Source organism: Micromonospora peucetia (assembly GCF_900091625.1).
Classification (GTDB): Bacteria; Actinomycetota; Actinomycetes; order Mycobacteriales; family Micromonosporaceae; genus Micromonospora; species Micromonospora peucetia.
On the sequence record NZ_FMIC01000002.1, the window covers coordinates 771,475 to 793,574 of the forward strand.

Genomic DNA, 22,100 nt, shown 5'->3' on the forward strand with positions numbered 1-22,100 from the left:
TGGATCAGGAGGCGGTGGCCGTGCGCCGAACGGAGCCGGACTCCGCGTCGAGCAGCTGCGTCATGGCCAGGGTTCGGTAGAGGTCGTCGGAGTCGATCAGCTCCGCATGGGTGCCCCGGGCTCGGATCCGGCCCCCGTCGAGGAGCAGGATCTGCCGGGCCATGGTCACCGTGGAGAGTCGGTGCGCGATGATCAGCACGGTGCTGACCCGTGCCACCTCGGCGATCGCGTCGCGCAGGCTCAGTTCGTTGAGCCCGTCGAGGGCGGAGGTCGCCTCGTCCAGCAGCAGCACCCGGGGACGGCGCAACAGGGCCCTGGCAATCGCGATGCGTTGCCGTTCCCCGCCGGAGAGGTTCATCCCCCGATGCCCGACCGGGGTGTCCAGACCGTCGGGGAGGCGACTGACGAGATCGTTCAGCCGGGTCTGTTCCATTGCCTCGGCGAGTTGGGCGGCGGAGGCGTCCGGCGCGGCGAAGAGGAGGTTCTCCCGAAGGGTCCCGGACAGCACGGGCGCGTCCTGCTCCACGTACCCCAGGTCCGCGCGCAACTGCGGGATCGACAGGTCACGGACGTCCCGGCCGGCGAACTCCACCACCCCGGAGTCCGCCTCGTAGAAGCGCTCCAGCAGGGCGAACACCGTCGACTTGCCGGCACCGGAAGGGCCGACCAACGCGGTCATCCCACCGACCGGCACGTCGAAGTCCACCCCGGACAGGACGTCCGGCCCGTCCGGGGCGTACCGGAACCGGACCGCGCGGAAGGCGACGGCGACCTCGGCAGCCGGGCCACCGCCGGGGTACCCGTTGACAACGGCGTTCGGAGCGACGTCGGCGGCCGGGGCGCCTCGTCCGGCGCCGGTGGAGGGCGCCCGGTCGTCCGGCTCGGCGGAGAGTGCTTCGACCTCCTCGATGCGGCGCACGGCGGCCATCCCGGCCTGCACCCCGCTGGCGCCCTGCACCAGCTGGTTGATCGGTGAGAACAGGTAGAACAGGTACATCAGGAAGGCGATCAACGACGAGATCGGCAGGCTGCCGTCGGCCACCCGGGCGCCACCGACCCCGAACACGGCGAGGAAGGACAGCTGAACGACAAGTCCGGACGAGGAACCAGCGAGAGCGCTCCACCGGGCAGCGGTGATCCCCTCGTCGCGGGCCGTGTCGACCGCCCGGTGCATCACCCTGGCCTCGCGCTGCTCCGCACCGTTGGCCTTGATGGTGCGCAGCGCGCCGAGAGCGCGTTCCAGATAGCCGCCGATGTCGCCGAGGGCGTCCTGTGCCCGCCGGTTCGCCGCCCCCAGGCGCGGCAGGACCAGGGCGGTGGCCCCGCCGACCACCAGCATCACCGCGGCCACCACGCCGAACAGGACCGGGTCCAGGTACACCATGAACCCGACCATTCCGAGCAGGACGACCGTCCCGAGCATCAGGTCCACCAGGTCGTTGGTGGTCGCGTGACGCAGCAGCGTGGTGTCGGCGGTGACCCGGGAGATCAGGTCACCGGGTGGCGTGGTGTTGAACGCGCCGACCCGCAGCCGCAACAGCCGGGTGACCAGGCCGGACCGGACGTCACGGACGATCTCCTCAGCGGTCCGGTCGATCAGGTACCGGCCCACTCCGGCAACGACGGCCGCCGCGAGCACGACTCCGCAGAGCAGGACGGTCAGCCCCAGGATCGGTCGTCCCGAACCCAACCGGTCGACGAACTCCCTCGCCAGCAGCGGTGTCGCCAGAGCCGCGGCTCCGCCGACGGAGCTGATTACGGTGCCGAACGCCAGGATCCGACGATGCGGACGAACGTACCTGAGCAATAGCCGGAAAGCGGACGTGGCAGGCGGTTTGGCGGCCATAAGGGTACGTGAGCCCCCTTCCGGAAAATCGACGGAGAGTGGCTACACTTTCTCCCGACCACGCGCGGCGGAGCCAGATAACTGACCGTTAATAAGGCATCAAATTTGGGGGCACGGCCTTGACGGAGGACCCGAGTAGCGACGCGTCCACAGCAGACGCCTCACTCGCCGGCCTCGTGCGCGCGCTACGCAGGCGGGCCCTACTTACGCAGGAAGAACTGGCTGACATAAGCCAATTGAGCGTGGGCACGATTCGCGGTCTCGAGACCGGCCGAATCCAGCAGCCGCACACCGGAACACTCCGCAAACTGACCGACGCACTCACTCTCAGCAACGAAGAGGCGAGAGCGTTGGTCCTGACGTCACGGACGCCCCCAACACGGACCGTGATGAAGCCGGTTGCGGGCCCGGTGCCGGCGCAGCTTCCCGCCAGCATCCCCTCGTTCGTCGGGCGGGCGGAGCCGATGCGGCTGCTCGACGCCGGCCTGACCGCGGGAGACGGCGCGACGGTCACCCAGGCGATCGTGGGCAGCGCCGGCATCGGCAAGACGACCCTGGCCGTGCACTGGGCCCACCGGGTGCGCCGCCGGTTCCCCGACGGTCAGATCTATCTCAACCTGCGCGGATTCGACCCGTACCAGAGCCCGTTGACGACCTGCGCCGCCCTCCACAGCATCCTTGCGGCCCTGCACTTCCCGTCACACCAGGTGCCGGCGGACCCGGACGCGCAGGTCGGCCTCTACCGGAGCCTGATGGCCGAACGTCGGATGCTGATCCTGTTGGACAACGCCCGAGATGCCCAGCAGGTCCGTCCCCTGCTGCCAGGGTCGGCAGATTCGCTGGTCCTGGTGACCAGCCGGGACCGGCTTTCCGGCCTGGTCACCGCCGACGGTGCCGGCCTGCTGACGTTGCCTCGCATGCCACTGGTCGAAGCCCGGGAGCTGCTTGCCCGGCGGCTCGGCGTTCGGCGGGCCGCCGCCGACCAACCGGCGCTCGACGAGGTCATCGAACACTGCGACCGGCTGCCCCTGGCGTTGGCAAGCGCGGCCACCTTCGCGAACCGGCACCCCGGAGCCTCGCTCGGCTACCTCGCCGCCCAACTGCGCAACCCGCACCAGCGGCTGGACATCCTCTCCGGCAGCGATCCGGCGACGAACCTCCGGTCGGTGTTCCTCCGGTCATACGCGACGCTCTCCCCGGAGGCCGCCAGACTGTTCCGACTGTTGGCCCGCCACCCGGAGGACCACATCACCGAGAGGAAGGCTGCCGTCCTCGCCCTGCTCTCTCGGGCCGAGGTGCATCCACTACTCAGCGAGTTGGCGCGGTTGCATCTGATCGAGAATCAGGGCCCCGACCGCTACGTACTGCGCGGATTGCTGCGCGCCTACGGCGAAGAGTTGACATACCCGGCGCTACGGGTGTCGTAGTTTCTGTGATCACATATTTGACTACAACGGAAACCCGCCCTCCATTAAATGTGGACGCGGTCGCTCCCAGGCACAATTTCGACTGGTTGTCAGGGCAGGGCCCCGCATCCATCGCGATCCCGATCGCGGGCCGTAGGGTCAGGGGCCCTCGATTACCTCAGGCGAGGTGGTCAATCGGGTACAGGGAACGTGGTCTTGATGACGGTGGCGGTCCCGGCTGACGGCCAACAGTGTGTCAGAGGGTGATGACCACTTTCGCCCGCGCGTGTTCACCTTCGAGGTACCGGATGGCTTGGGGCACCTCGTAAAGCGGATAGGTCCGGTCGATGACCGGGGTGAGGCGGCCGGCCTCGGCGTGGGCGCGGAGCGTGTCGAGGTGCGGTCGGCTTGGCGCCGTGGTGAGTGTGACGATGCGGTGTCGCACGAAGGGTGCCAGCAGCCGCCCGCGCGTGAGGAGCCAGACCGGTCCGACGAGACTGCCGCCGCAGAACACGCCACCGCCGGAGAGCACCAGTGTCCCGGTCGGGGTCAGCGCCCGCCGGAGCGCGGTGAGTGAGCGGTTGCCGACCAGGTCGAACACGACATCGTGCCGGCGGGCGTCGCGGGTGAAGTCGTCGCGGGTGTAGTCGACGACGTGGTCGGCACCGAGGGAGCGGAGCAGGTCGGTGTTGCGGGTGCTGCACACCCCGGTCACGGTCGCGCCGAGCACCTTGGCCAGTTGGACGGCCAGGGTGCCGACGCCGCCGGAGGCGCCGTTGATGAGGACGCGGTGGCCGGGCTCGACCCGCCCGACGTCGCACAGCCCCATGAGGGCGGTGACACCGGCCAACGGCAGGGCGGCTGCCTGCTGCGGCGTCAGGTTCGCCGGCTTCGGCGCGACCAGGGTTGCGGGCACGCACACGTACTCGGCGAATGCGCCGTTGGCGTCGCCGAGGTCGCCGAAGACAGCGTCACCCGTGCGCACCTGTCGAACGTGGGTGCCAACGGCCTCAACCCGGCCGGCGAAGTCGCGGCCACGGATGCGTGCTCGGGGCCCTGATCGGCCCATGGCCAACCGCGCCATCCGTGGATCGCCGCGCATGGCATGCCAGTCGTACGCGTTGAGCGCGGCGGCCTCGACCCGCACGAGCACCTCGTCGGCGGCAGGCACCGGCACGTCGATGTCCACGAGCGTGAGCGTTTCCGGCGGGCCGTACCGGTCCTGGACGATGGCTTTCATCCTTCCCTCCCCTCAAGGTGTACGGCGTACACCTCATGTCACTCAATGTAGGTGTACGCCGTACACTCGTCAAGGCGGTTATGGTTTCAACCGCCGCCGAAGACGAGGACCGAGATGGCCGAGCAGGCTGAGACGCTGCGCCGGACGCCGCTGAGCAGGGACCGGATCCTGCGCGCCGCCGTCGCACTCGCCGACGAGGCCGGGATCGAGTCCCTCAGCATGCGCAACCTCGCCCAGGATCTGGGCGTCGTGCCGATGGCCCTCTACAAGCACGTGGCCAACAAAGACGAACTGCTCGACGGCATGATCGACGTCGTCGTCGGCGAGATCGACCCGCCGGTGCCCGATGCCGACTGGAAGCACACGGTCCGCAGACGCATCCTCTCGGCGCGGCAGGTGCTGCGGCGCCACCTCTGGGCGCCGCTCGCGATCGAGTCGCGGAACATGGCGACGCCGGCCATCCTCGCCTACCTCGACTCGATGATCGGGACGTTCCGGGCCGGCGGGTTCTCCGCCGACCTCACCCACCACGTGATGCACGCGATGGGCAGCCGAATCCTGGGGTTCAGCCAGGAACTGTTCGACGCCTCCCGGCGCGCCGGCCGGTCCGGCACCACCAACCCAGACCCGCCGGAGGCCTTACCCCCGGAGGTCGCGGCCCGGTTCCCGCACATCGCGGAGATCGCCATGGCGGCGTCCCACGACAACGCGTCGGTCGTGGGACAGGGCTGCGACGACCAGTTCGAGTTCGAGTTCGCGCTGGACCTGCTGCTGAACGGCATCGAACGACTGCAACAGCAAGACTGGACATCGTCGCGCCGAGCCCGGTGAGACGGTCAGCCCAGTCAACAGCCGCCACCGCTGCGGGCTCAGCGGAGTCAGGCGGACCACCGATGCCCGTACCACCGCGGGGCGGGGCCGGATGCGAGCAGTGCCGCCGGCCGGAGGCATCGGCTCCCGGCCGTCGCAGGCCCGCCGGACGCGCGGACGGTCACCCGGCCGAGGCCTCTGTGGCGGCCCCTTCCGGGATGTCGAGAATGGCCAGGAAGGCGGTCGCCGCGGGGGTCCGGCTCTCGTTGCTCCAGATGACGTACTCCACGCGGGCCGGTGCGTCGGAAACCTCGATGGTCGTCACGCCGGTGAGCTGAGGCACATAGGCGGAGGGGAGCATGGCGACGCAGAGGCCCTGCCCCACCAGCTGAGCGATGAGGTACGCGGTGGTGACCTCGAAGGCGACGTCACGGCTGAGACCTGCGGCGGAGAAGGCCTGGTCGGACTGGGCACGCCCGGCCGTCCTGGCCGGCAGGTCCACGAACACCTCGGCCGCGAGCCTGCGCAGGCTGACCGTCGACTCCCCGGCGAGGGGGTGGTCCTGCGCGACCACGGCGACGAGCCGGTCGCGGGCGAGTTCCCGAGCCTGGACACCCTGGACTCGCGCGGTGGTCGGCAGCCCGAGGAAGGCGACTTCGATGGCTCCCTGCTTGACCTGATCGACAAGTTCCTCGCTCGCACCCGCGCGCAGGCTGATGCGCACGTTCGGGTACTGCTGGCGGAATTTCCGCAGTGCGTCCGGGATGTCGACGGCGGCGACGGTGGGGATCAGGCCCACGGCGAGCCGTCCGCGTACCTCGCCGACGGCCGCGGCGACCTCGGCAGCCGCCCGCTCGGCGGCGTCCAGACACTGACGGGCGGCGGGGAGGAACGCCGCACCGGCCGCGGTCAGCCGCACCCGGCGGCTGGTGCGCTCGAAGAGACTCGCGCCCAGTTCCCTCTCCAGGCGCGCGATCTGGTGGCTGAGGGCGGACTGGACCACCAGGCAACGTTCGGCGGCGCGGGTGAAGTTGTTCGTCTCGGCGACGGCGACGACGTAGCGCATCTGCTGGAGCTCCATCGATCAATCGTGCACCACGATTGATGGGGTGATCAAGATGCGTTGGACTCATTGATCGCATCCGGGTGAGACTTCGAGCGTGACAGGCCCGGCCGCAACGGACCTGCGCCCAGGTCGCGGAATTCGTCCCGGTCGCCCCGAGCGAGCCGGACAGTCGAATCCCACCCGAGAGGAACACCAAAACTATGACCATCGATCAACCGGGACACCGGGCCGCCAGCACCGCTGACATGTGGGTCGATCCACGCTGTCCATGGGCCTGGATCGCCTCCCGCTGGCTGCTTGAGGTCGAGCAGGTGCGGCCCATCGAGGTCCGGTTCCACATCATGAGCCTCTCGGTGCTCAACGAGGGCCGGGACGTGCCGGAGAAGTACCGGAGCGCCATGGTCGAGGGCTGGGGTGCGGTGCGCGTCTGCATCGCCGCCGAGCAGCAGCACGGTCCCGAAGCGCTGCGGCACCTCTTCAACGCCATGGGAACCCTGATCCACCACGAGCAGGCCGGCCTGGGAAGCGGCATGCTACTCGCCGCCCTTACCGATGCCGACCTGCCGGCCGAGCTCGCCGAGGCGGCGGACACGACCGACTACGACAAGGCGCTGCGCGCCAGTCACCACGCCGGCATGGACCCCGTGGGCGCTGAGGTCGGCACTCCCGTCATCCACATCTCCGGTGCCGACGTCGAGCCCATCGCTTTCTTCGGCCCGGTCATGTCCCCCGCCCCGCGCGGCGAGGCCGCCGGCCGCCTCTGGGACGGCGTCGTCGCCGTGGCGGGCACCGACGGCTTCTTCGAGCTCAAGCGCAACCGCACCCGCGATCCCATCTTCGGCTAGCGCGTACGGGCGACCCGTCCGGAAGGAGCGGTGAACGTGAACGGACGATCGAGCCCCGGCGCGGAGGGTGGCGCGGGCGTGAAAGGCGGCCACCCACTCCTCACGGCGGGTGTGACGGCGCTCGCACCGGCGATCTGGGGAAGCACCTATCTGGTGACGACCGAGTTCCTGCCACCGGACCGGCCGCTGCTGGCCACCACGGTGCGGGCGCTTCCGGCGGGCCTGATCCTGCTGCCCTTCACCCGCGTGCTGCCGACCAGGAGCTGGCTGTGGCGTGCCCTGGTGCTCGGCACGCTCAACATCGGCGCGTTCAACTTCCTGTTGTTCGTCGCGGCCTATCGCCTGCCGGGTGGTGTGGCGGCGATGATCATGGCCGTCCAGCCGATGATCGTCCTGATCCTGGCGGCGCTGCTCATCGGGGACAGGATTCGGCCTGTCCACGCGGCGGCCTGCGCCCTCGGCGCGGGCGGTGTCGTGCTGCTCGTGTTCAAGGGAACGGCCGCACCGGACTTCGTCGGGGTGGCGGCGGCGCTGGCCGCGGCGGCCAGCATGGCGGTCGGCATCACCCTGACCAAACTATGGGGACGACCGCACGGAGTGGGACTGTTGCCCTTCACCGGCTGGCAGCTCACCGCCGGCGGCCTGGTGTCGTTGCCCTTCACGCTGTTCATCGAAGGGCTACCGAGCTCCGTCACCGGAACCAACATCATCGGATTCGGCTACCTCATCTCGCTCGGCGCCGTCCTCAGCTACGTGCTCTGGTTCCGCGGGATCGAGAGGCTGCCGGCGCTGGCCGTCGCCTTCCTCGCCCTGGTCAGTCCGGTCGTCGCCACCCTGCTCGGATACCTGTTCCTGCACCAGACACTGTCGACTCCGCAACTGCTCGGCATCCTCGTGATCCTTACGGCCGTGCTGCTCGCGCAACCACGACCGGGCAGGCCAAGCCCCACCACGGCACCTGCACCGAACCCACCTGTACGCCCAGGACGACAAGAGGGACGCAATGGCCGCCCACGTTGAACACCCGCACTCGACGTTCCGATCATGGTTGGGCGTCTCAGTCATCACTGCCAGCCTGTTCATGTTCGTCACCACCGAGCTGATGCCCGTCGGCCTGCTCACCCCGGTCAGCACCAACCTGGGGGTGTCGCTGGGCATCGCCGGCCTGATGGTCACCCTGTACGGCATCTCGGCCGGTCTGGGCGTACCGTTCATCGTCGCCTGGACCAGGCGCGTCAACCGGCGCATGCTGCTGACCACGCTCCTGGCGGTCCTGACCGTCGGAAACCTGGTCACCGCCATCTCGCCGAACTTCGCGCTGATCCTGACGACCCGGCTCATCATGGGCTTCGCCAACGGAGTGTTCTGGGCGATCGGCGTCAGCATGGCGATGCGCCTCGTCCCGGCACGCCACGCGAGCCGGGCGTCCGCGGTCGCGTTGTCCGGCATCTCGATCGCCGCCGTGGTGGGCATGCCACTGGGGACGTTCCTCGAGAGCCTCACCAGTTGGCGCACCACGTTCCTCATCTGGAGCGCCCTCTGCGCCCTGGTGTTCCTCGCGGTCGCGGCCATCGTTCCGTCGCTGCCGTCGGCGAACGCCGTCTCGGTGCGGGAGGTCCTCGGGCTCCCGTTCCGGAACAGACAACTGCGCCTGGTGATTGCGGCAGTGACCCTGTACGTGCTCGGCCACTTCGGGGCCTACACGTTCATCCGGCCCATCGCGGAGAACAACGCCTCCGTCACGGCCGCCTTCATCTCGGTGTTGCTGGTCGCCTACGGCGTCGGCGGCGCGGCCGGAAACTTCATCGCCAGCTACACCGTGACCAGGAACCTGCGGGCCAGCTTCGTCGTCGCCGGCACGGGCCTGGTGGTGTCCATGCTGTTGCTGCTCTCCCTCGGTCACACCCGGCCCGGCCTGTTCCTGTCGGTGTTGCTCTGGGGAGTCTCCTTCGGCGCCGCGAACCTGTGCCAGATCAACATGACGCTCGGCGTCGCGCCCGAGACGTTCGAGGCTGCCATGTCGATCAACACGTTGGGGTACAACACGTCCATTGCCCTCGGAGCGCTGTTCGGTGGGCTGTTCGCCGACAACTTCGGTGTCGAGAGTGCCGTCTGGTTCGGCGTCGCTCTGACAACGGCCTCCCTCCTCGTCATGCTCGGCATGCGCCGGAGGACGTCCCCGGTCGCCTCCGACGATGCGCTGGCCAGCACCGGTTGAGCGCGACGACGTGAGGGCCAGGTCGGGGCGCAGCGGGTCGCGGGTCCGGTGGATGAGGACGATCGGCCGGCTACCGGACTGGCCAGCCCACTTCGCGGCCAGCCCGGTCCGTCCGGAGTCCGGGAAGTCGACCTCTCCCAGCTCCGCTCCCAGTCGGATCCCAGTGGACCGGCGGATGCTGCCCGCTGGGCACCCTGTCCGGCGGTGTCCGCCCGGCAACGAGGAGAGGAGGTGACGCATGCGGAAGTTGTTGATCGTCACGATGGTGGCCGCCACCGCCCTCACCGCCGGCGCGGCACCGCGCGCCGACGAACTGCCGAACGTGCGGTACAGCGCCGACGTACGCGACCCACCACCAACCGGCCCACCCGGCCTGGCCACGGACGAGATCCCGGACCCCCCACCGGAGAAGGACAAGGGTTAGGGGTGTCGGGGGCACCGGTACCGGTGCCCCCGCCACCGTCCGCCCTCTCCGTCAGGGTTCGGTACGCACCAGCGGTGGGTGTAGGTAGTGGTTGCCCGGGGGCACCTGGAAATGGTGCAGGCTCACCGTGGCGCTGATGTCCAGTGCCCGCACCCAGTGCCACCATCCGGCCGGCACCAACAGTGCGTCGCCCGGCTCCAGCACCCCCGTCAGGACGGTGGCCTGCCCGTACAACGGGTGCTGGTCGAGGTCGGGCCGCGCGGCGTCGACCTGGCTGTACGTCCCGCCCCGGGGATACACCCGGGGACGCTGGTACGACGGCACGAGGCGGACGTGTTTGCGGCCCATCACCTGGCACAGCAGGATGTTCATGTTGTCGTGGTGCAGTCCGGTGACCGTGCCGGCCGGCCCCAGCAGCAGGGTCACCGCCTCCGGCGGTAGAGCCGGATCGATGATGCCGGGCACCGGCTTGATGTCCTGGGTCAACGGTTTGAGACCGTGCTGCCAGTTGTCGTTGCGCGCGACCATGTAGTAGTCGTTGGTCTCCCCACCCGTCTCGACCATGGTGAGGTAGTCGGCGAACGCCATTCGCGTCCGGTGTGCGTCGTGCTGCCAGCCATGCTCCGGGTTGCTGTCCCGCCCGGTCATCACCTCGACCTCGACCTCACCCAGTCGGTCTCGCAGGCTGGTCGGCGACCACCGCTGTCGGGCCGGCCAGTCGTCGACCGCCCCGGCCAGGATCACCGGTCGGTTGGCGAAGTAGTACCGGTCGAAGAACTCGGCAGCGGAGAGGCCGGTCCGGCGCTCCAGCCCACCGGCCAGCTGTGCCGAGCGGAGATCGCTGTAGAAGTCCAGTAGCGACTCCAGCCAGGCGTACTCCCGGGCCAGCCGCAGGCATGCCTGGAAGTACGGGTGGTCTGGCGCACGGGTCAGTTCCTCGTCGACCGCCGATCCGGAAAGCCCCGCCGCCAGCAGTGCCTCCCGAACCTCCCCGGCCGGCACACCGAGGGCCAGGTTCTCGGCCGTCCAGGCCCGCCACTGCGGCGTGAGCCCGACCGGCTCGGCGGCCGTCCGGGTCACCGGGTCTCCGGCAATCGGGACGGTGACCGGTCTCGGTGCGCCCCGGCCGGCCCGGCGGACGCGGCTTCGTCTGGCAGGGGAAGCCGCTGCCGGGTACGTCCGTTCGACAGATCGACGCAGTCGATGTAGTTGTTCTTGACGTTGACCTCGAACTCCGGTTCGGACTTGGTCATCGGCCGCAGCCCGCGCATGGTGTCCCCCTTCACAGTGGATGGTCGTGTGGTCGACGGTGCCAACGTCCGCTGGGATCCCACTGGGATCCTCGGCGGTACGGCGAGGCGCCCACCACGACCGGCCGCCGCCGTAAGGCATCCCCAGCGGTACGGCCCGGCCGACCGGAGGGTCGAGGGAGGTGTCCTGACCGAGGATCGCCGCTTCCAGGCGAAGCAGTCCGGCCCCGGGGTCGACACCGAGGTCCCGGGCGAGTCGGGTCCGGGCCCGGCGCACCACGCTCAACGCGTCGCCCTGCCGACCGGCCCGGTACAGCGCGATCACCAGCAACTCCCAGCCGCGCTCCCGCAACGGCTGTTCGAGGACAAGCGCCTCCAGCTCACCAAGCACCTCGGCGTGCCGGCCCAGCGCCAGCACGGCGGTCAGCCGTGACTCAGCGGCAGCGGCCCGCAACCCGTCGAGGCGGGCGATCTCCGGCAGCACGAACGACGCCTCCGCCAGATCGGCGTACGCCGGGCCGCGCCACAAGCCGAGCGCCCCGGTCAGGGTCGTGACGGCCGCAGCGGGTTGCCCTCGTTCCAGCATCGTCACGCCGTGCGCGACCAGCGCGGTGAACCGTTCCGCGTCGACCTGCTCAGCCGGCACCCGGACGGCGTACCCGGGGCCTTCCCGGAGCAGCACCGTACTCGGTGAGCGCGGTGGTCGGTCCGGTTCGAGCGCCCGCCGCAGCCCGGCCACGTACCCGTGCAGGGTCGCCGGGCCGGCCGTACGCCCACCGTCGCTCCAGACCAGGTCCCGCAGCCGCTCGGCGGGCAGCATCCGACCCCGGGCCGCCAGCAACGTGGCGAGCACCATGCGCTGTCGCCGGCCACCGAGCGCCACTTCCGCCCTGTCGCGGTGTGCGGTCAGTGGCCCGAGTACGCAGAGCTGCACGTCGGCCATCCCCACCCACCACCTTCACCGGGTCGCCGTGGTCAGGGGGTCGGGTCGCCGAGAGCGACGCAGACGTTGTCCTGTCGGCCGATCCCCAGCGTCAGCTGACGGGTGCCGGCCGGATCGATCGAGACGACGTGCAGCCCGTCGAGAATGAAGTAGCCACGCGGGTGGTGGTCTCCCGTCCGGAAGCCGAACCCCGCCGGCCCGACGATGGTGTAGCGCAGCCACCCGCCGTCCGGGCGGTATTCGAGCAACCCGGAGCCGCCCGCGTCCCGGCGTACGGCTCTTCCGGTGTCGGTGTTGACGAAGTCCACGGTCAGCGGGCCGGTGTACTCCTCACGTCGGACGGCACCGGTGGCATACCGGGCGAGCACCCGGACCCGTACGTCCTGGGAGACGACGCGGACGTGGAGCGGGAACGAGCAGTAGCGGCCGGCCGGCCCGGTCCATTCCTCCTGGATCGACGGACGCCAGGGCTCGGGGCGGTTGCCGTCCCAGCCTCGCCAGCCGGACACGGTCACCTGGGATCCGATGTCCCGAGCGAGCACCGGGCTGGCGGGAGCGGTCACGAGGGCCGTGGACACCATCAGCGTTCCGAGCAGAGCCTGACTGACGATACTTCCCAGGCGCATGTCATCACCTAACCAGTAGATGCCAGTTAACCGGTGTCGTTGACAGTACTGGTTAACTACGCCGAGTCAAGGCACACTGTCAACATGCACTGGGTGAACGTCGAGGGCTATCCGATGCCCATCCCGGTGGGCGGGCATCCCGCCGTGGAGCTCTGCAACACCTGGGCCGGCTGGGCGGCACCATTCAGTCCGGAACGGGAGTGGCTTCGCGACTTCGACCGCCTGGCGGTGTGGACCGGGTACGTCCGGCTACTCGCCCCGACCGCCGTCGGTCGACTCCGGGAACACGGTCGCCGCGACCCGGCCGCCGCACACGACGTACTGGTGGCGACCCGGCTGCTGCGCACCGCGCTGCACGATGTCCTGCTCGACCCGGGCGACACCGCGGCCTTCCGGCACGTCGCCGAGCAGGCACAGCGAGCCGCCGCCGTGGCGGTGCTGGAGTCGGACCAGGACGGACTCGCCCACTGGACGCTGCCCGACGACGTCGGTCTGCTGCTGCCGCTACTGGCCGCCGCCCAGGCCGCCGCCGAACTGCTCAGCACCCCGGCCCGCACCGAGGTACGCGCCTGCTCGGCCGTCGACTGCGGATGGCTCTTCCTCGACCGGCGGGGCCGGCGTCGCTGGTGCAGCATGGCCAGTTGCGGCAACCGGGCCAAGGTACGGGCCTATGCCGCCCGCCAGCAGCCGGAGTGACCAACCGCCACCGGGTTGGCCGGGCGCGGCGGCCACCTTGTGCACGCGGGTGAAGCTGGCCGCCCCCGCTGGGCCGCCGATGGCCAGCATGATCACGACCTGGACGCCACCGTCGATGCGGCTGCCGCGAGGACTGGGGTCCGGGTCAGGGATCGGTGCCGTCGTGACCGACCACCTCCCCGGCTCGAACCGGGGCAACGGCCCGTCCGTCAGCCGCAGGAGGCCGGACCGGATGGCGGGGCGACCCGGCGTCGGACACCAGTCTGAGCGATCAGAAGAAACGCCCCAACCGGCACCAGCCGGTCCGCACGCCGGTAGCCGGCCAACAGTCCACCCAGCCCTGACACCGGCCGCTCGTGCTCGGCGACAACGTCGCCGATCGGGCCACGGTCGACGTGTGCCAAGAACCGCAGACAACGCCAGGGGGTCGTTCCTGCGTCTTCGCTCGGTAACGGACTATGCGCCGAGGGCGAGTCCGTAGGGTCGGTCGCCGCAGCCAGTAGCGGCGTCAGCGGTCGTGGCCGCGCGCCGCGTCCGCGCGGACATCGATGCTCAGAGCGTTGACGGCCATCCGGGTCAGCTCGGGAAGCTGATCCTCGGTGAGGGCGACGCCCCGCAAATTGTCCAGTGGTCCCGTGAAGGCGTGCAGCCGGCTGCCCCGCAGGCAGTTGTCGAACAGAGCGTCCTTCAGGCGAACGTCGACGAGTCGAGTCCCTGTGAAGCGGGAGCCGGTGACCGAGCACCGTTCGATGCTGACGCCAGTGAGGGCCGCTCCGGACAGGTCGGTACGAACGATCTCGCAGCCGTAGAGGGCGCCGCCCTCCCAGTTGATCTCACCGAGATCCGCTCCGGTGATCCGGCAGCCTCGGATGCTCAGGTCCGCGATCTGTTGGCCTCGCCAGGAGACGTCCTCCACGAGGCCATCCCGGAGGTCGTCGTCGGGTACGTCGGTGACCTGGTCGAGGTCTTCCTGGTCGAGGTCGGGCAGGAGAAGCGTCACGTCGCCCACGGTGGTCGTACGCATGTCTCTCCAACCTGTGCGGGCGCGCGGTGGGCACGCCCGCGCAGAGAGCCATTGGCGATCTTGACAGTCTCGGCCTCGCTGGGACACCCTCTGGGCCAGATCGCGCCCGAAGGTCCGTGGCTCATGGGCGTGCAGTTGCAAGGTCAATATTTCACATTCCACGCCCATCGAAACACATGGAGGCCAATTTGCGTCGCGATATCGCAGTCAGCTTGGCTGTGCTTGTCGCCGTGCTCGGAATCCTGGTTCCTCAGGATTTCGCACTCGCCGGCAGTGGCGCGCCATTCAAGCTGCCTTACCGGGCTGGACACGCGTACACCATCACCCAGACGCCCGGGAGCGGCTATTCTCACAACGACGGCTACAACCGACATGCCGTCGACTTCGCCATGCCGCAGGGCACCCCGATTGTCGCCTCGGCGGCCGGCACCGTCCACTACGAGGGATGGAGCAGCGGCGGAGGCATCATCGCCTTGATCGACCACGGCAACAATCGCTGCTCGCAGTACGCCCATCTCAGCGCCACGATCGTCAACACAGGGCAATGGGTGGCGCAGGGGCAGCATATCGGCGCGTCCGGCGCCACCGGAAATGCGACCGGTCCACATCTTCACTGGAATGTCGTCTACTGCAACTCTCAGCTCAGCCGCGAGGTCCCCAATAGCGTGGAGACCGGCACCAACTATCCCACCGGCACCGCACCCGCGAGCCAGAATCACCTTTCCACCAGCCTGCCTGGGGCTGATGGCGAACGGGTGTCCGACTTCAGTGGTGACGGTGTCGCCGATGTATTGGGGGTCGCTGCCAACGGTGACTTCTGGTACTACCCGCACAACGGAGCCGGTCTCAGCACCCCGGTCAAAATCGGGATCGGTTGGGCGGCCTTCAAGCACGTTATGGCCGCCGACTGGAGCGGTGACGGCGCCGCCGACGTCCTAGGAGTCGATTCTTCAGGAAGGCTGTTGTACTACCCGAACAACAGCTACAAACTGTCTGGCTACACGCAGATCGGGAATGGCTGGGCGGCCTTCAAGCATGTGATGGCCGCGGACTGGAGCGGTGACGGCGCCGCCGACGTCCTAGGAGTCGATGCGAGCGGCAACCTCTGGTACTACCCGCACCACGGAGCCGGCCTCGGCAACCCGGTCAAAATCGGATACGGCTGGGCAGCCTTCAAGCACGTCATGGCCGCCGACTGGAGCGGTGACGGCGCCGCCGACATCCTAGGAGTCGATGCGAACGGCAACCTCTGGTACTACCCGCACCACGGAGCCGGCCTCGGCAACCCGGTCAAAATCGGATACGGCTGGGCAGCCTTCAAGCACGTCATGGCCGCCGACTGGAGCGGTGACGGCGCCGCCGACATCCTAGGAGTCGATGCGAACGGCAACCTCTGGTACTACCCGCACCACGGAGCCGGCCTCGGCAACCCGGTCAAAATCGGGAACGGCTGGGCGGCCTTCAAGCACGTCATGTGACAGTAACGATTCACCAGGGCGGGTCGGCCCAGTAACCAGACACGTGCCCGGCCGACCCGCCGGCCAAGGCCGGCTTCTGCCGCAGTGCACGGCAGGAAGCCGGCCTTCAGTGCCGGATTCGCCAGGACGTGCCGGGCGCGCGTCACGTCGGGCAGAGACACCGTCGGGCTGGTGGCGGTAATCCACCGCAGCGGTCCCGGTGTCGACTGAGGGGCGAGCGTACCTGCGCGGCCCGGGTACTCGGCGAGGTCGTGCGACCGGACGGCGATGGGGGTGCCCGCGTTCAGTCCGGCAGTAGCGGGCGCATGAACGTCCTCTCGTAGCGCAGGACGCATCCTGACTCGTCGCGGATCCGGTCCGCGGCAACGAACTCCGGATCCTCACCGAACCGTGAGCGGTAGCGTTCGTAGGCGGCCAGGTCCTCGAAGCTGAACAACGCCTCCGCCCGGTCGCTGGCACCCTCGGCCGGCAGGAAGTAGCCATGCCGGTTTGGCTGCTCTACGGGGACGGAACGCTCGGAAGCAAGTCGTCATCGCGTCCGGTCTGGGGTAGCCCGGCGGCAGCGGCGAGGGCCTCGACGGCGTCGACCAGGGTGGTGGTCTCCGGTAGGACGAGTTCGCCTGGCCAGCCCAGGACGTCATGGGCGGCGTACCAGCCGCTCATGTGCTCGGCGGTGAACTCACCGGCCTGCGGGCGGGTGAGGTGCCGGCGCAGGGTCTCGGCCAGGGACACGTCGAGATAGCAGAACAGCGACCGGCCGCGGTGGTCGTCGCGCAGGGCGGTCAGCATGCTGCGGTAGCGGCTGCTGTGCAGGATGCCTTCCAGCACGACGTGGTAGCCGTGGTCGAGGGCGAATCGGACGGTCTGTGCGATCAGCGCGGGCGCGGCGCCGCCGGGCTTGTCCCGTTCGCGCAGCAAGATGCGGCGCAGGTAGTCCTGCTCGACCAGGGCGCAGCCCCGGCCGTGCCGGCGTCGTAGCTCGCGGGCGATGCTGCTCTTGCCTGAGCCGGAGTTGCCTCGGATGCAGACGAGAATCGTGTCCGGGCTGCCGGTGGGTTCAGCGAGCACGATGCCTCCTCGGCTTCAGTTGTTGCGTACGGTGAGGTCGAGGGCGGCGACGGTCAACTGGGTGAGGTCAGGAAGTTGGTCTTCGCCGAGGGTGACGCCGTGCAGGTTGTCCAGCGGCGTCTTGAGGCCCTGGAGGCGGCTGCCCCGCAGGTCGGTGCCGTCGAGGTGGCAGGAGTCCAGTTCCAGGCCGGCGAGGTCACACGACCGCAGTGCGATGCGCGGTAGGCGGCAGGAAGACCATGCGCCGTTGGTGAGAGTGCAGTCGGTGAACGCGACTGAGCCGGCGGCGGTGACTCGGTGGAAGGTGGCGTAGTCGAAGCGGCAGCCGTCGAACAGGACGTCCTTGAGGCGTACGTCGGTGAGTCTGGTGCCGGTGAACCGGGAGCCGGTAATGGCACAGCGTTCGATGGTGATGCCAGTCAGGGTTGCGCCGGAGAAGTCGGTGCGGGTGATCTCGCAGCCGTAGAGGCTGCCGGCTTCCCAGGTGCTCTCGCTCAGGTCCACGCCGGTGATCAGGCTGCTGCGGATGCTCACGTCCTCAAGGTGCGAGCCGTGCCACGCCGCACCCTCGACGAGGGCCTCGGTGAGGCCGCCGTCCAGGTCCGACGTGGTGTCGAGGTCGTCCGGTTCGAGGTCCGGCAGCAGGACCTTCACGTCGCCGATCGTGGTGGTACGCATGTGTCCTCAACCTGTGTGGGCGCCGGGTGGGCACGCCACCCCGCGCGTCCCGTCGCGGGGCTATTTCTTCTTGTTCCAGTTGTCCCAGCCGGGTCGGCTGTCGAACCTACCCTTGTTGTCCCAGGTAGGGCGGTTGTCGAACTTCGCCGCGTCGATCGACGCTACCGACCGCTCCGGGTCCACGCCGAGGCGGGCGAGTTGCTCGGGTGCAGCGTTGACGAGGACCGCGAGGGCGCTGGTCATGGTGCTTCTCCTTGAGGGGTGAGGTGGTCCGCGGCGGCGCGGACGAGGGCCTGTCGGGTGGTCCGGCAGTAGGTCGTTTCTCGGGCAGTGAACGTCGCGTGCTCGAAGTAGCGGTTGCCGGCCTGGGCGCCACGGCAGAAGTCGTAGAAGGCGCAGTGGTCGGCGCAGTCGTTGAGGGCGGTAACGAACTCGGCGACGTAGCCCAGGTCGCCGGCGCCGGCGATCATGGCAGTGATGGGTTGCTGGAGGACGTTGCCGGCGATGAAGTCGCCGTATCGCGGCTCGGTGATGCCGAGCAGTTCCGGTGACAGCAGCACCACCTGCCCATCCCAGGAGACGGTCGGGATCGGCTCGTACGGGGCGTGGTCGGCGTGTCCGGCGCGGGTGGCGGCGAGATAGTCGGCCAGCCGGTCCACGTCGCGGATCCGCAGCGGGCTGCCGCCGACGCGCCGTGCGATGAGGCGCTGCCAGAACCGGTACGCGGCATCCTCCGACACCGGTGCTCGGTCGGCGCCCTCCTGCTCTTCGATGTTGAAGCCCACCGACTCGCAGCCGGGCAGGCCGGTAAAGAAGTCGACGAGAGCTTCCGCGTGGCCGATGGTTTCCGGGGTGACAACACAGATCACCGAGTACCTCAGCCCCGCGTCGGCCAGGGTCTGCATGCCGCGCAGGGTTCGGGCATCCGTCGACGTGCCGGCCCGGTCGAGGCGGTTCCGGTTCAATGCGCCGGGTCCGTCGATGCTGACCCCGACCTCGAAGCCGTAGGTGGTGAAAAGCTCGCACCACTGGCGGTTGATCAGCGTCGCGTTCGTCTGGATCTCGTGACGCACCATCCCGGCGCGCCGCAGCTCCTCGAACGGAGCCAGTAGATCCCGGAACAGCCCGATGGGTGTGGCGGTGGGTTCGCCCCCGTGCCACACGACGCTCACGGGATGACTGCTGTTCTGCTGGGCGATCGACTCGGCACAGGCCCGCGCGACCGCGCCGCTCATCAGGCGGAGGGATCTCCGGTCGGGCAGGTAGCAGTAGGTGCAGTCGAGGTTGCAAAAGCTCGTCGGCTGCACGACCAGGGTGTGGAAGCTACCGGCGATCGCTGGCTGGCCGGTGGCGTTGATGAGGCCGATGCCGTTCACGAGGAGGCCTCTTCGATGCTGACGGCCGTGGTGGTACTGACGCGGTAGACGTGGGTGTGGCGGGCAGGCCAGCCGAGAAACCTGTCGAACATGTCGGCAGCGCTGCCCGTGACGCTCGGGTTGAGCCGGTGCAGGTCGTCGATCGCGTCGTGCAGGCAGCCGGCCAGGTAGAGGAACAGGCTCACCGGCACTTCTCGGTACTCGGCTAGGAGCGCGAGCTTCGCTGCGCCGCAGGGCCACGGCTGCCCGCATCGGCGGCACAGCCACAGCGGGCGCATCGGCAGATGTTCCACCTCGGCTGGCGCGAGCCGGTTCGCCGCGAGACGGCGCTGCGGCCCGGTCACCGGCGACCGCCCTCGCGGGCCTGCTGCTCGAACAGCCGACGCCACACGAAGGTGAGTAGCGGCGGATCAGCGGGCCACACCTGCCCCTGCTTGGACTTCCACCTGGGCTCGGGGCGCCGGGACTGGCTGGCCATGGCGTTACGCGAGACGTACACCGTCATGCCGCCACCCCCACCAGAGACGATGAGCGGCGGGCTCGCCGGGGGAATGGCGAGCCCGCCGCCGCATCACGGCGGCTGGGAGCAGACCGCCGATCACCCACCCGCGCAGCCCTCATGGCAGTACGCAGGCGGGGAAGCCGAGACAGTTCGCTCCCGGACAGGCCGAGCCAGCGGCCCAGTCCGTGGTGTGTGCGCCGCTCATCGATCCCTCCATCTGCAGCTCCCTGTCAGTCATCCCGACACCGGCATCGACACGCGCCGGTGATCTGGGGTGAACTGAACGTAGGGGCGGTCCGTACGGAGGACCGGGAAAATCCGTACCGGGTCCGGCGGGCTTCAGCGGGCAGGGTGATGGTGTGCGAGGGATGACGGACGACATGACGATCGGCCAGCGCGTCGCCTTCTACCGGCGTCGGCGAGGGCTTTCCCAGGAGGTGCTGGCCGGTCTGGTCGGCAAGACGCAGGAGTGGTTACGCAAGGTCGAGACGAACCGGGCCGACCTGGACCGGCTGTCGGTCATACGCGCGGTCGCCAAGGCCCTCGACGTGTCCCTCGGCGACCTGATCGGTGCACCGAGCCTGTTCGAGTGGTCGGACGACTCAGGGCGCGAGACGATCCCGGCCTTGCGGGCCGCGCTTCACGACTATCGTCACCTCGCGCCAGCGCTGGCCAGCACGGGGGACGTCGAGGCCCCCGCCCTGCGCGAGATCGAGAACGACGTCGCCGAGATCTGGACCGCCTACCAGCACTCGCGGTACGGCACCCTCGCCCGCCGGCTGCCCTATCTCATCCACGACTGCCTCACCGCCACCGAGGCGTACGACGGAGACGACGGCCAGCGTGCGCATGCGATGACCGCCTACGCGCACCAGCTCGCCGCGTTGTTCCTTACCAAGCTGGGCGAAGGTGACCTCGCGTGGACCGCCGCCAGCCGAGGGCTGGCCGCCGCCAACGCCAGCCACGATCACGTCGTCATTGGCTCACTCAGCCGCTCCGCCGCGCACTCGCTGGCGTCCATCGGTGAGTACGCCCAAGCCCGCGGCCTCGCCGCCACGGCGGCACAGTTCCTGGAACCACGGCTCGCCAAGCCCACTGCGCAGCTGCTGTCCGTCTACGGCAGCCTGCACCTGGTCTGCGCGCTGGCCGCCGCTCGAGACGACGACCGCGCCTCGGCCGACACCCACATGACGGAGGCCGATGCTGCCGCGCAGCGGCTCGGTGCCGATGGCAACCACGTGTGGACCGCGTTCGGGCCGACCAACGTGTCGATCCACAAGACGACCGTGGCGATGGAACTCGGCGACGTGCAACGCGCCATCGCCATCGGCGCCCCACTCGACACCAGCACCGTGCCCGTCGAGCGGCAGGTTCGGCACGCCATCGAAACCGCCCGAGCCCTTGCCCGGTGGAACCGCATCGACGACGCGCTCGCGGCGCTTCTGGATGCCGAGGTCATCGGCCCCGACCAGGTGCGCTATCACCGGCTTTCCCGCGACCTTGTCCGGGACATCCTCACCCGCCCCCGGCCACCTCGACTGGCCGTCGAACTCAGCGACCGGATGGGCGTCCGGTCGGGAGGGCCACGCTGGTAGCTGTGCTCAGATCAGCCGACTCGTGTAGCCGGCCGCCACCAGGCGCTCGAAGGCCGTCCGTACCTCGTCCGGCATCTCCTGCGGGATCGCGAACCCACGCTCGGCGTAAACCTCGATCCGCTGCGTGTCGCCGACCAGCATGTCCACCACCCGCCGCGGGTCGCCGATGCTGCGCACATAGTCGTCCAGTTCGAGTGGGTTCGACGCGCACACCACATCGACCTCCGGCCACAGCCGCCTGCAGGTGGCGTAGGCCCGACGCTGTTGGTAGGGCCGCGACATGATCAGCACCGACTTCACCGGGATCCGGTGTTCGGTCAGGAGCTGACGCGAGTACTCCAGGTTCTGGGCGGTGTTCGTGGCACGCGGCTCCACGAGAATCGCTTCCGCCGGTACGCCCTGCTCGACGGCGTACTCGCGGTAGTGCACTGCTTCTCCACGCGGGAACCGCTCGACGGTCGTCGGGGCGTTCGCGCCAGTGAACACGATCCTTGGGAACAGGCCCTCGTGAAACAAGCGCGTCGCGATGACAGCCACGCCGAGGTCATGGCTGCCCAACCCGATCCCCACGTCGCACGGGCGCAACTCGTGACGCATGTCGTGGTAGCGCCAGAGCGTCTCCACGTCCGCCCGGATAGCGTCGGGAATCGCCTCGGCATGTACCGCCGCATGCCGGTTCATCAGCACCTACCGGAGAGGGCCGTCATCGGGGCCCCTCGTCGGACCTGCCCAGGGCCGCCAATCCCGCCCTCGCCACCTCCAGAGGAACGACGGCGGCCACGGGCTCGTCCCGCTCGCTCAGGTAGACAATCTGGCCCTCACGCACGCTCCGCAGTAGTTCAGGTAGCACAGCCGACAGCGGAAGGTCGTCAGGCGTGGCGTAGGTCCGGTCCGCGCTGGGTTCCCTCATGCCGTCAGCGTAGGGGTAACAGCGCAGCACGACGCCGCTGACTCCAGCACCACGCCGCTGGCCTCCTCAGGATCAGGAGGTTGGCGGCGGCCGGGGCAT

Annotated in this window: 22 protein-coding genes and 2 pseudogenes; 10 read left to right on the forward strand and 14 right to left on the reverse strand. The window is 69.2% G+C overall.

The genetic code is table 11. The features are described from left to right. Window positions 1–4: 4 nt before the first annotated feature. The gene (locus GA0070608_RS03660; RefSeq protein ID WP_091621647.1) at window positions 5–1,846 is read right to left on the reverse strand and encodes an ABC transporter ATP-binding protein; all 1,842 of its coding nucleotides are present in this window, start codon (window positions 1,844–1,846) and stop codon (window positions 5–7) included. 176 nt (window positions 1,847–2,022) lie between these two features. On the opposite strand from GA0070608_RS03660, the pseudogene GA0070608_RS34250 reads away from it, so the two are divergent. Beyond that, window positions 2,023–2,187 (forward strand): annotated as a pseudogene (locus GA0070608_RS34250) (helix-turn-helix domain-containing protein); the annotation flags it as partial. Window positions 2,188–2,235: 48 nt separating this feature from the next. After that, window positions 2,236–3,273, forward strand: coding sequence for an NB-ARC domain-containing protein (locus GA0070608_RS03665; protein WP_141719398.1), 1,038 nt, complete (start codon window positions 2,236–2,238; stop codon window positions 3,271–3,273). A 235-nt stretch (window positions 3,274–3,508) separates the two neighbouring features. Here the strand turns inward: GA0070608_RS03665 and GA0070608_RS03670 are convergent, their stop codons facing one another. Beyond that, the gene (locus GA0070608_RS03670) at window positions 3,509–4,492 is read right to left on the reverse strand and encodes an NAD(P)-dependent alcohol dehydrogenase (protein WP_091621653.1); all 984 of its coding nucleotides are present in this window, start codon (window positions 4,490–4,492) and stop codon (window positions 3,509–3,511) included. 114 nt (window positions 4,493–4,606) lie between these two features. On the opposite strand from GA0070608_RS03670, the gene GA0070608_RS03675 reads away from it, so the two are divergent. Then, the gene (locus GA0070608_RS03675; protein WP_091621658.1) at window positions 4,607–5,323 is read left to right on the forward strand and encodes a TetR/AcrR family transcriptional regulator; all 717 of its coding nucleotides are present in this window, start codon (window positions 4,607–4,609) and stop codon (window positions 5,321–5,323) included. A 160-nt stretch (window positions 5,324–5,483) separates the two neighbouring features. Here the strand turns inward: GA0070608_RS03675 and GA0070608_RS03680 are convergent, their stop codons facing one another. Further along, a complete protein-coding gene (locus tag GA0070608_RS03680) occupies window positions 5,484–6,383 on the reverse strand; it encodes a LysR family transcriptional regulator (RefSeq protein WP_091621661.1) in 900 nt (299 codons plus the stop codon). 185 nt (window positions 6,384–6,568) lie between these two features. Here GA0070608_RS03680 and GA0070608_RS03685 point away from each other — a divergent pair, with 185 nt between their 5' ends. The 4 genes from GA0070608_RS03685 (at window position 6,569) to GA0070608_RS03700 (ending at window position 9,855) form a co-directional block, all read left to right on the forward strand. Next, entirely contained in the window at window positions 6,569–7,213 is a 645-nt protein-coding gene (locus GA0070608_RS03685) for a mycothiol-dependent nitroreductase Rv2466c family protein (protein WP_091621664.1), read from the forward strand. 36 nt (window positions 7,214–7,249) lie between these two features. After that, a complete protein-coding gene (locus tag GA0070608_RS03690; RefSeq protein WP_245715679.1) occupies window positions 7,250–8,233 on the forward strand; it encodes an EamA family transporter in 984 nt (327 codons plus the stop codon). After that, window positions 8,217–9,431, forward strand: a complete 1,215-nt coding sequence (locus GA0070608_RS03695; RefSeq protein WP_091621672.1) for an MFS transporter — start codon at window positions 8,217–8,219, stop codon at window positions 9,429–9,431. The genes GA0070608_RS03690 and GA0070608_RS03695 overlap by 17 nt, the downstream gene beginning before the upstream one ends. Before the next feature lie 238 nt (window positions 9,432–9,669). Continuing rightward, window positions 9,670–9,855 (forward strand): hypothetical protein, encoded by a 186-nt coding sequence (locus GA0070608_RS03700; RefSeq protein ID WP_091621675.1) that lies wholly within the window; start codon window positions 9,670–9,672, stop codon window positions 9,853–9,855. Window positions 9,856–9,906: 51 nt separating this feature from the next. Here GA0070608_RS03700 and GA0070608_RS03705 read toward each other — a convergent pair whose 3' ends face one another. Together GA0070608_RS03705 and GA0070608_RS03710 are read right to left on the reverse strand one after the other, a co-directional pair. Beyond that, window positions 9,907–12,048, reverse strand: coding sequence for a cupin-like domain-containing protein (locus GA0070608_RS03705; protein ID WP_091621678.1), 2,142 nt, complete (start codon window positions 12,046–12,048; stop codon window positions 9,907–9,909). Between the two features lie 32 nt (window positions 12,049–12,080). Further along, entirely contained in the window at window positions 12,081–12,674 is a 594-nt protein-coding gene (locus GA0070608_RS03710; protein WP_141719399.1) for a hypothetical protein, read from the reverse strand. Window positions 12,675–12,758: 84 nt separating this feature from the next. On the opposite strand from GA0070608_RS03710, the gene GA0070608_RS33250 reads away from it, so the two are divergent. Next, the gene (locus GA0070608_RS33250; RefSeq protein ID WP_091621687.1) at window positions 12,759–13,370 is read left to right on the forward strand and encodes a CGNR zinc finger domain-containing protein; all 612 of its coding nucleotides are present in this window, start codon (window positions 12,759–12,761) and stop codon (window positions 13,368–13,370) included. Window positions 13,371–13,878: 508 nt separating this feature from the next. Here the strand turns inward: GA0070608_RS33250 and GA0070608_RS03720 are convergent. Then, window positions 13,879–14,394: a pentapeptide repeat-containing protein gene (locus tag GA0070608_RS03720; RefSeq protein ID WP_091621690.1), complete on the reverse strand. Its 516-nt coding sequence runs from the start codon at window positions 14,392–14,394 to the stop codon at window positions 13,879–13,881. A 176-nt stretch (window positions 14,395–14,570) separates the two neighbouring features. Between GA0070608_RS03720 and GA0070608_RS03725 the strand changes: the two genes are divergently transcribed. Next, a complete protein-coding gene (locus GA0070608_RS03725; protein WP_091621694.1) occupies window positions 14,571–15,872 on the forward strand; it encodes a peptidoglycan DD-metalloendopeptidase family protein in 1,302 nt (433 codons plus the stop codon). Between the two features lie 283 nt (window positions 15,873–16,155). Here GA0070608_RS03725 and GA0070608_RS03730 read toward each other — a convergent pair. From GA0070608_RS03730 to amcA (GA0070608_RS32495), 7 genes and pseudogenes are all read right to left on the reverse strand, one after another. Continuing rightward, window positions 16,156–16,350, reverse strand: a pseudogene (locus tag GA0070608_RS03730) (NIPSNAP family protein); the annotation flags it as partial. Window positions 16,351–16,370: 20 nt separating this feature from the next. Further along, window positions 16,371–16,940 (reverse strand): kinase, encoded by a 570-nt coding sequence (locus tag GA0070608_RS03735; protein ID WP_091621698.1) that lies wholly within the window; start codon window positions 16,938–16,940, stop codon window positions 16,371–16,373. Window positions 16,941–16,955: 15 nt separating this feature from the next. Then, window positions 16,956–17,618: a pentapeptide repeat-containing protein gene (locus GA0070608_RS03740; protein ID WP_091621703.1), complete on the reverse strand. Its 663-nt coding sequence runs from the start codon at window positions 17,616–17,618 to the stop codon at window positions 16,956–16,958. 60 nt (window positions 17,619–17,678) lie between these two features. Further along, the gene (amcA, locus tag GA0070608_RS03745; protein WP_091621710.1) at window positions 17,679–17,861 is read right to left on the reverse strand and encodes a multiple cyclophane-containing RiPP AmcA; all 183 of its coding nucleotides are present in this window, start codon (window positions 17,859–17,861) and stop codon (window positions 17,679–17,681) included. Further along, window positions 17,858–18,994 (reverse strand): cyclophane-forming radical SAM peptide maturase AmcB, encoded by a 1,137-nt coding sequence (gene amcB / locus GA0070608_RS03750; protein ID WP_091621714.1) that lies wholly within the window; start codon window positions 18,992–18,994, stop codon window positions 17,858–17,860. Before amcB ends, amcA (GA0070608_RS03745) begins: the two co-directional genes overlap by 4 nt. After that, window positions 18,991–19,338 (reverse strand): hypothetical protein, encoded by a 348-nt coding sequence (locus tag GA0070608_RS03755; RefSeq protein WP_091621717.1) that lies wholly within the window; start codon window positions 19,336–19,338, stop codon window positions 18,991–18,993. The genes amcB and GA0070608_RS03755 overlap by 4 nt, the downstream gene beginning before the upstream one ends. After that, entirely contained in the window at window positions 19,335–19,499 is a 165-nt protein-coding gene (gene amcA, locus GA0070608_RS32495; RefSeq protein ID WP_176733633.1) for a multiple cyclophane-containing RiPP AmcA, read from the reverse strand. The genes GA0070608_RS03755 and amcA (GA0070608_RS32495) overlap by 4 nt, the downstream gene beginning before the upstream one ends. Window positions 19,500–19,864: 365 nt before the next feature. Here amcA (GA0070608_RS32495) and GA0070608_RS03760 point away from each other — a divergent pair, with 365 nt between their 5' ends. Next, window positions 19,865–21,091, forward strand: coding sequence for a helix-turn-helix domain-containing protein (locus tag GA0070608_RS03760; RefSeq protein ID WP_176733634.1), 1,227 nt, complete (start codon window positions 19,865–19,867; stop codon window positions 21,089–21,091). Window positions 21,092–21,097: 6 nt separating this feature from the next. Here the strand turns inward: GA0070608_RS03760 and GA0070608_RS03765 are convergent, their stop codons facing one another. Continuing rightward, window positions 21,098–21,778: a YdcF family protein gene (locus GA0070608_RS03765; RefSeq protein WP_176733635.1), complete on the reverse strand. Its 681-nt coding sequence runs from the start codon at window positions 21,776–21,778 to the stop codon at window positions 21,098–21,100. Window positions 21,779–22,100 lie beyond the last annotated feature (322 nt).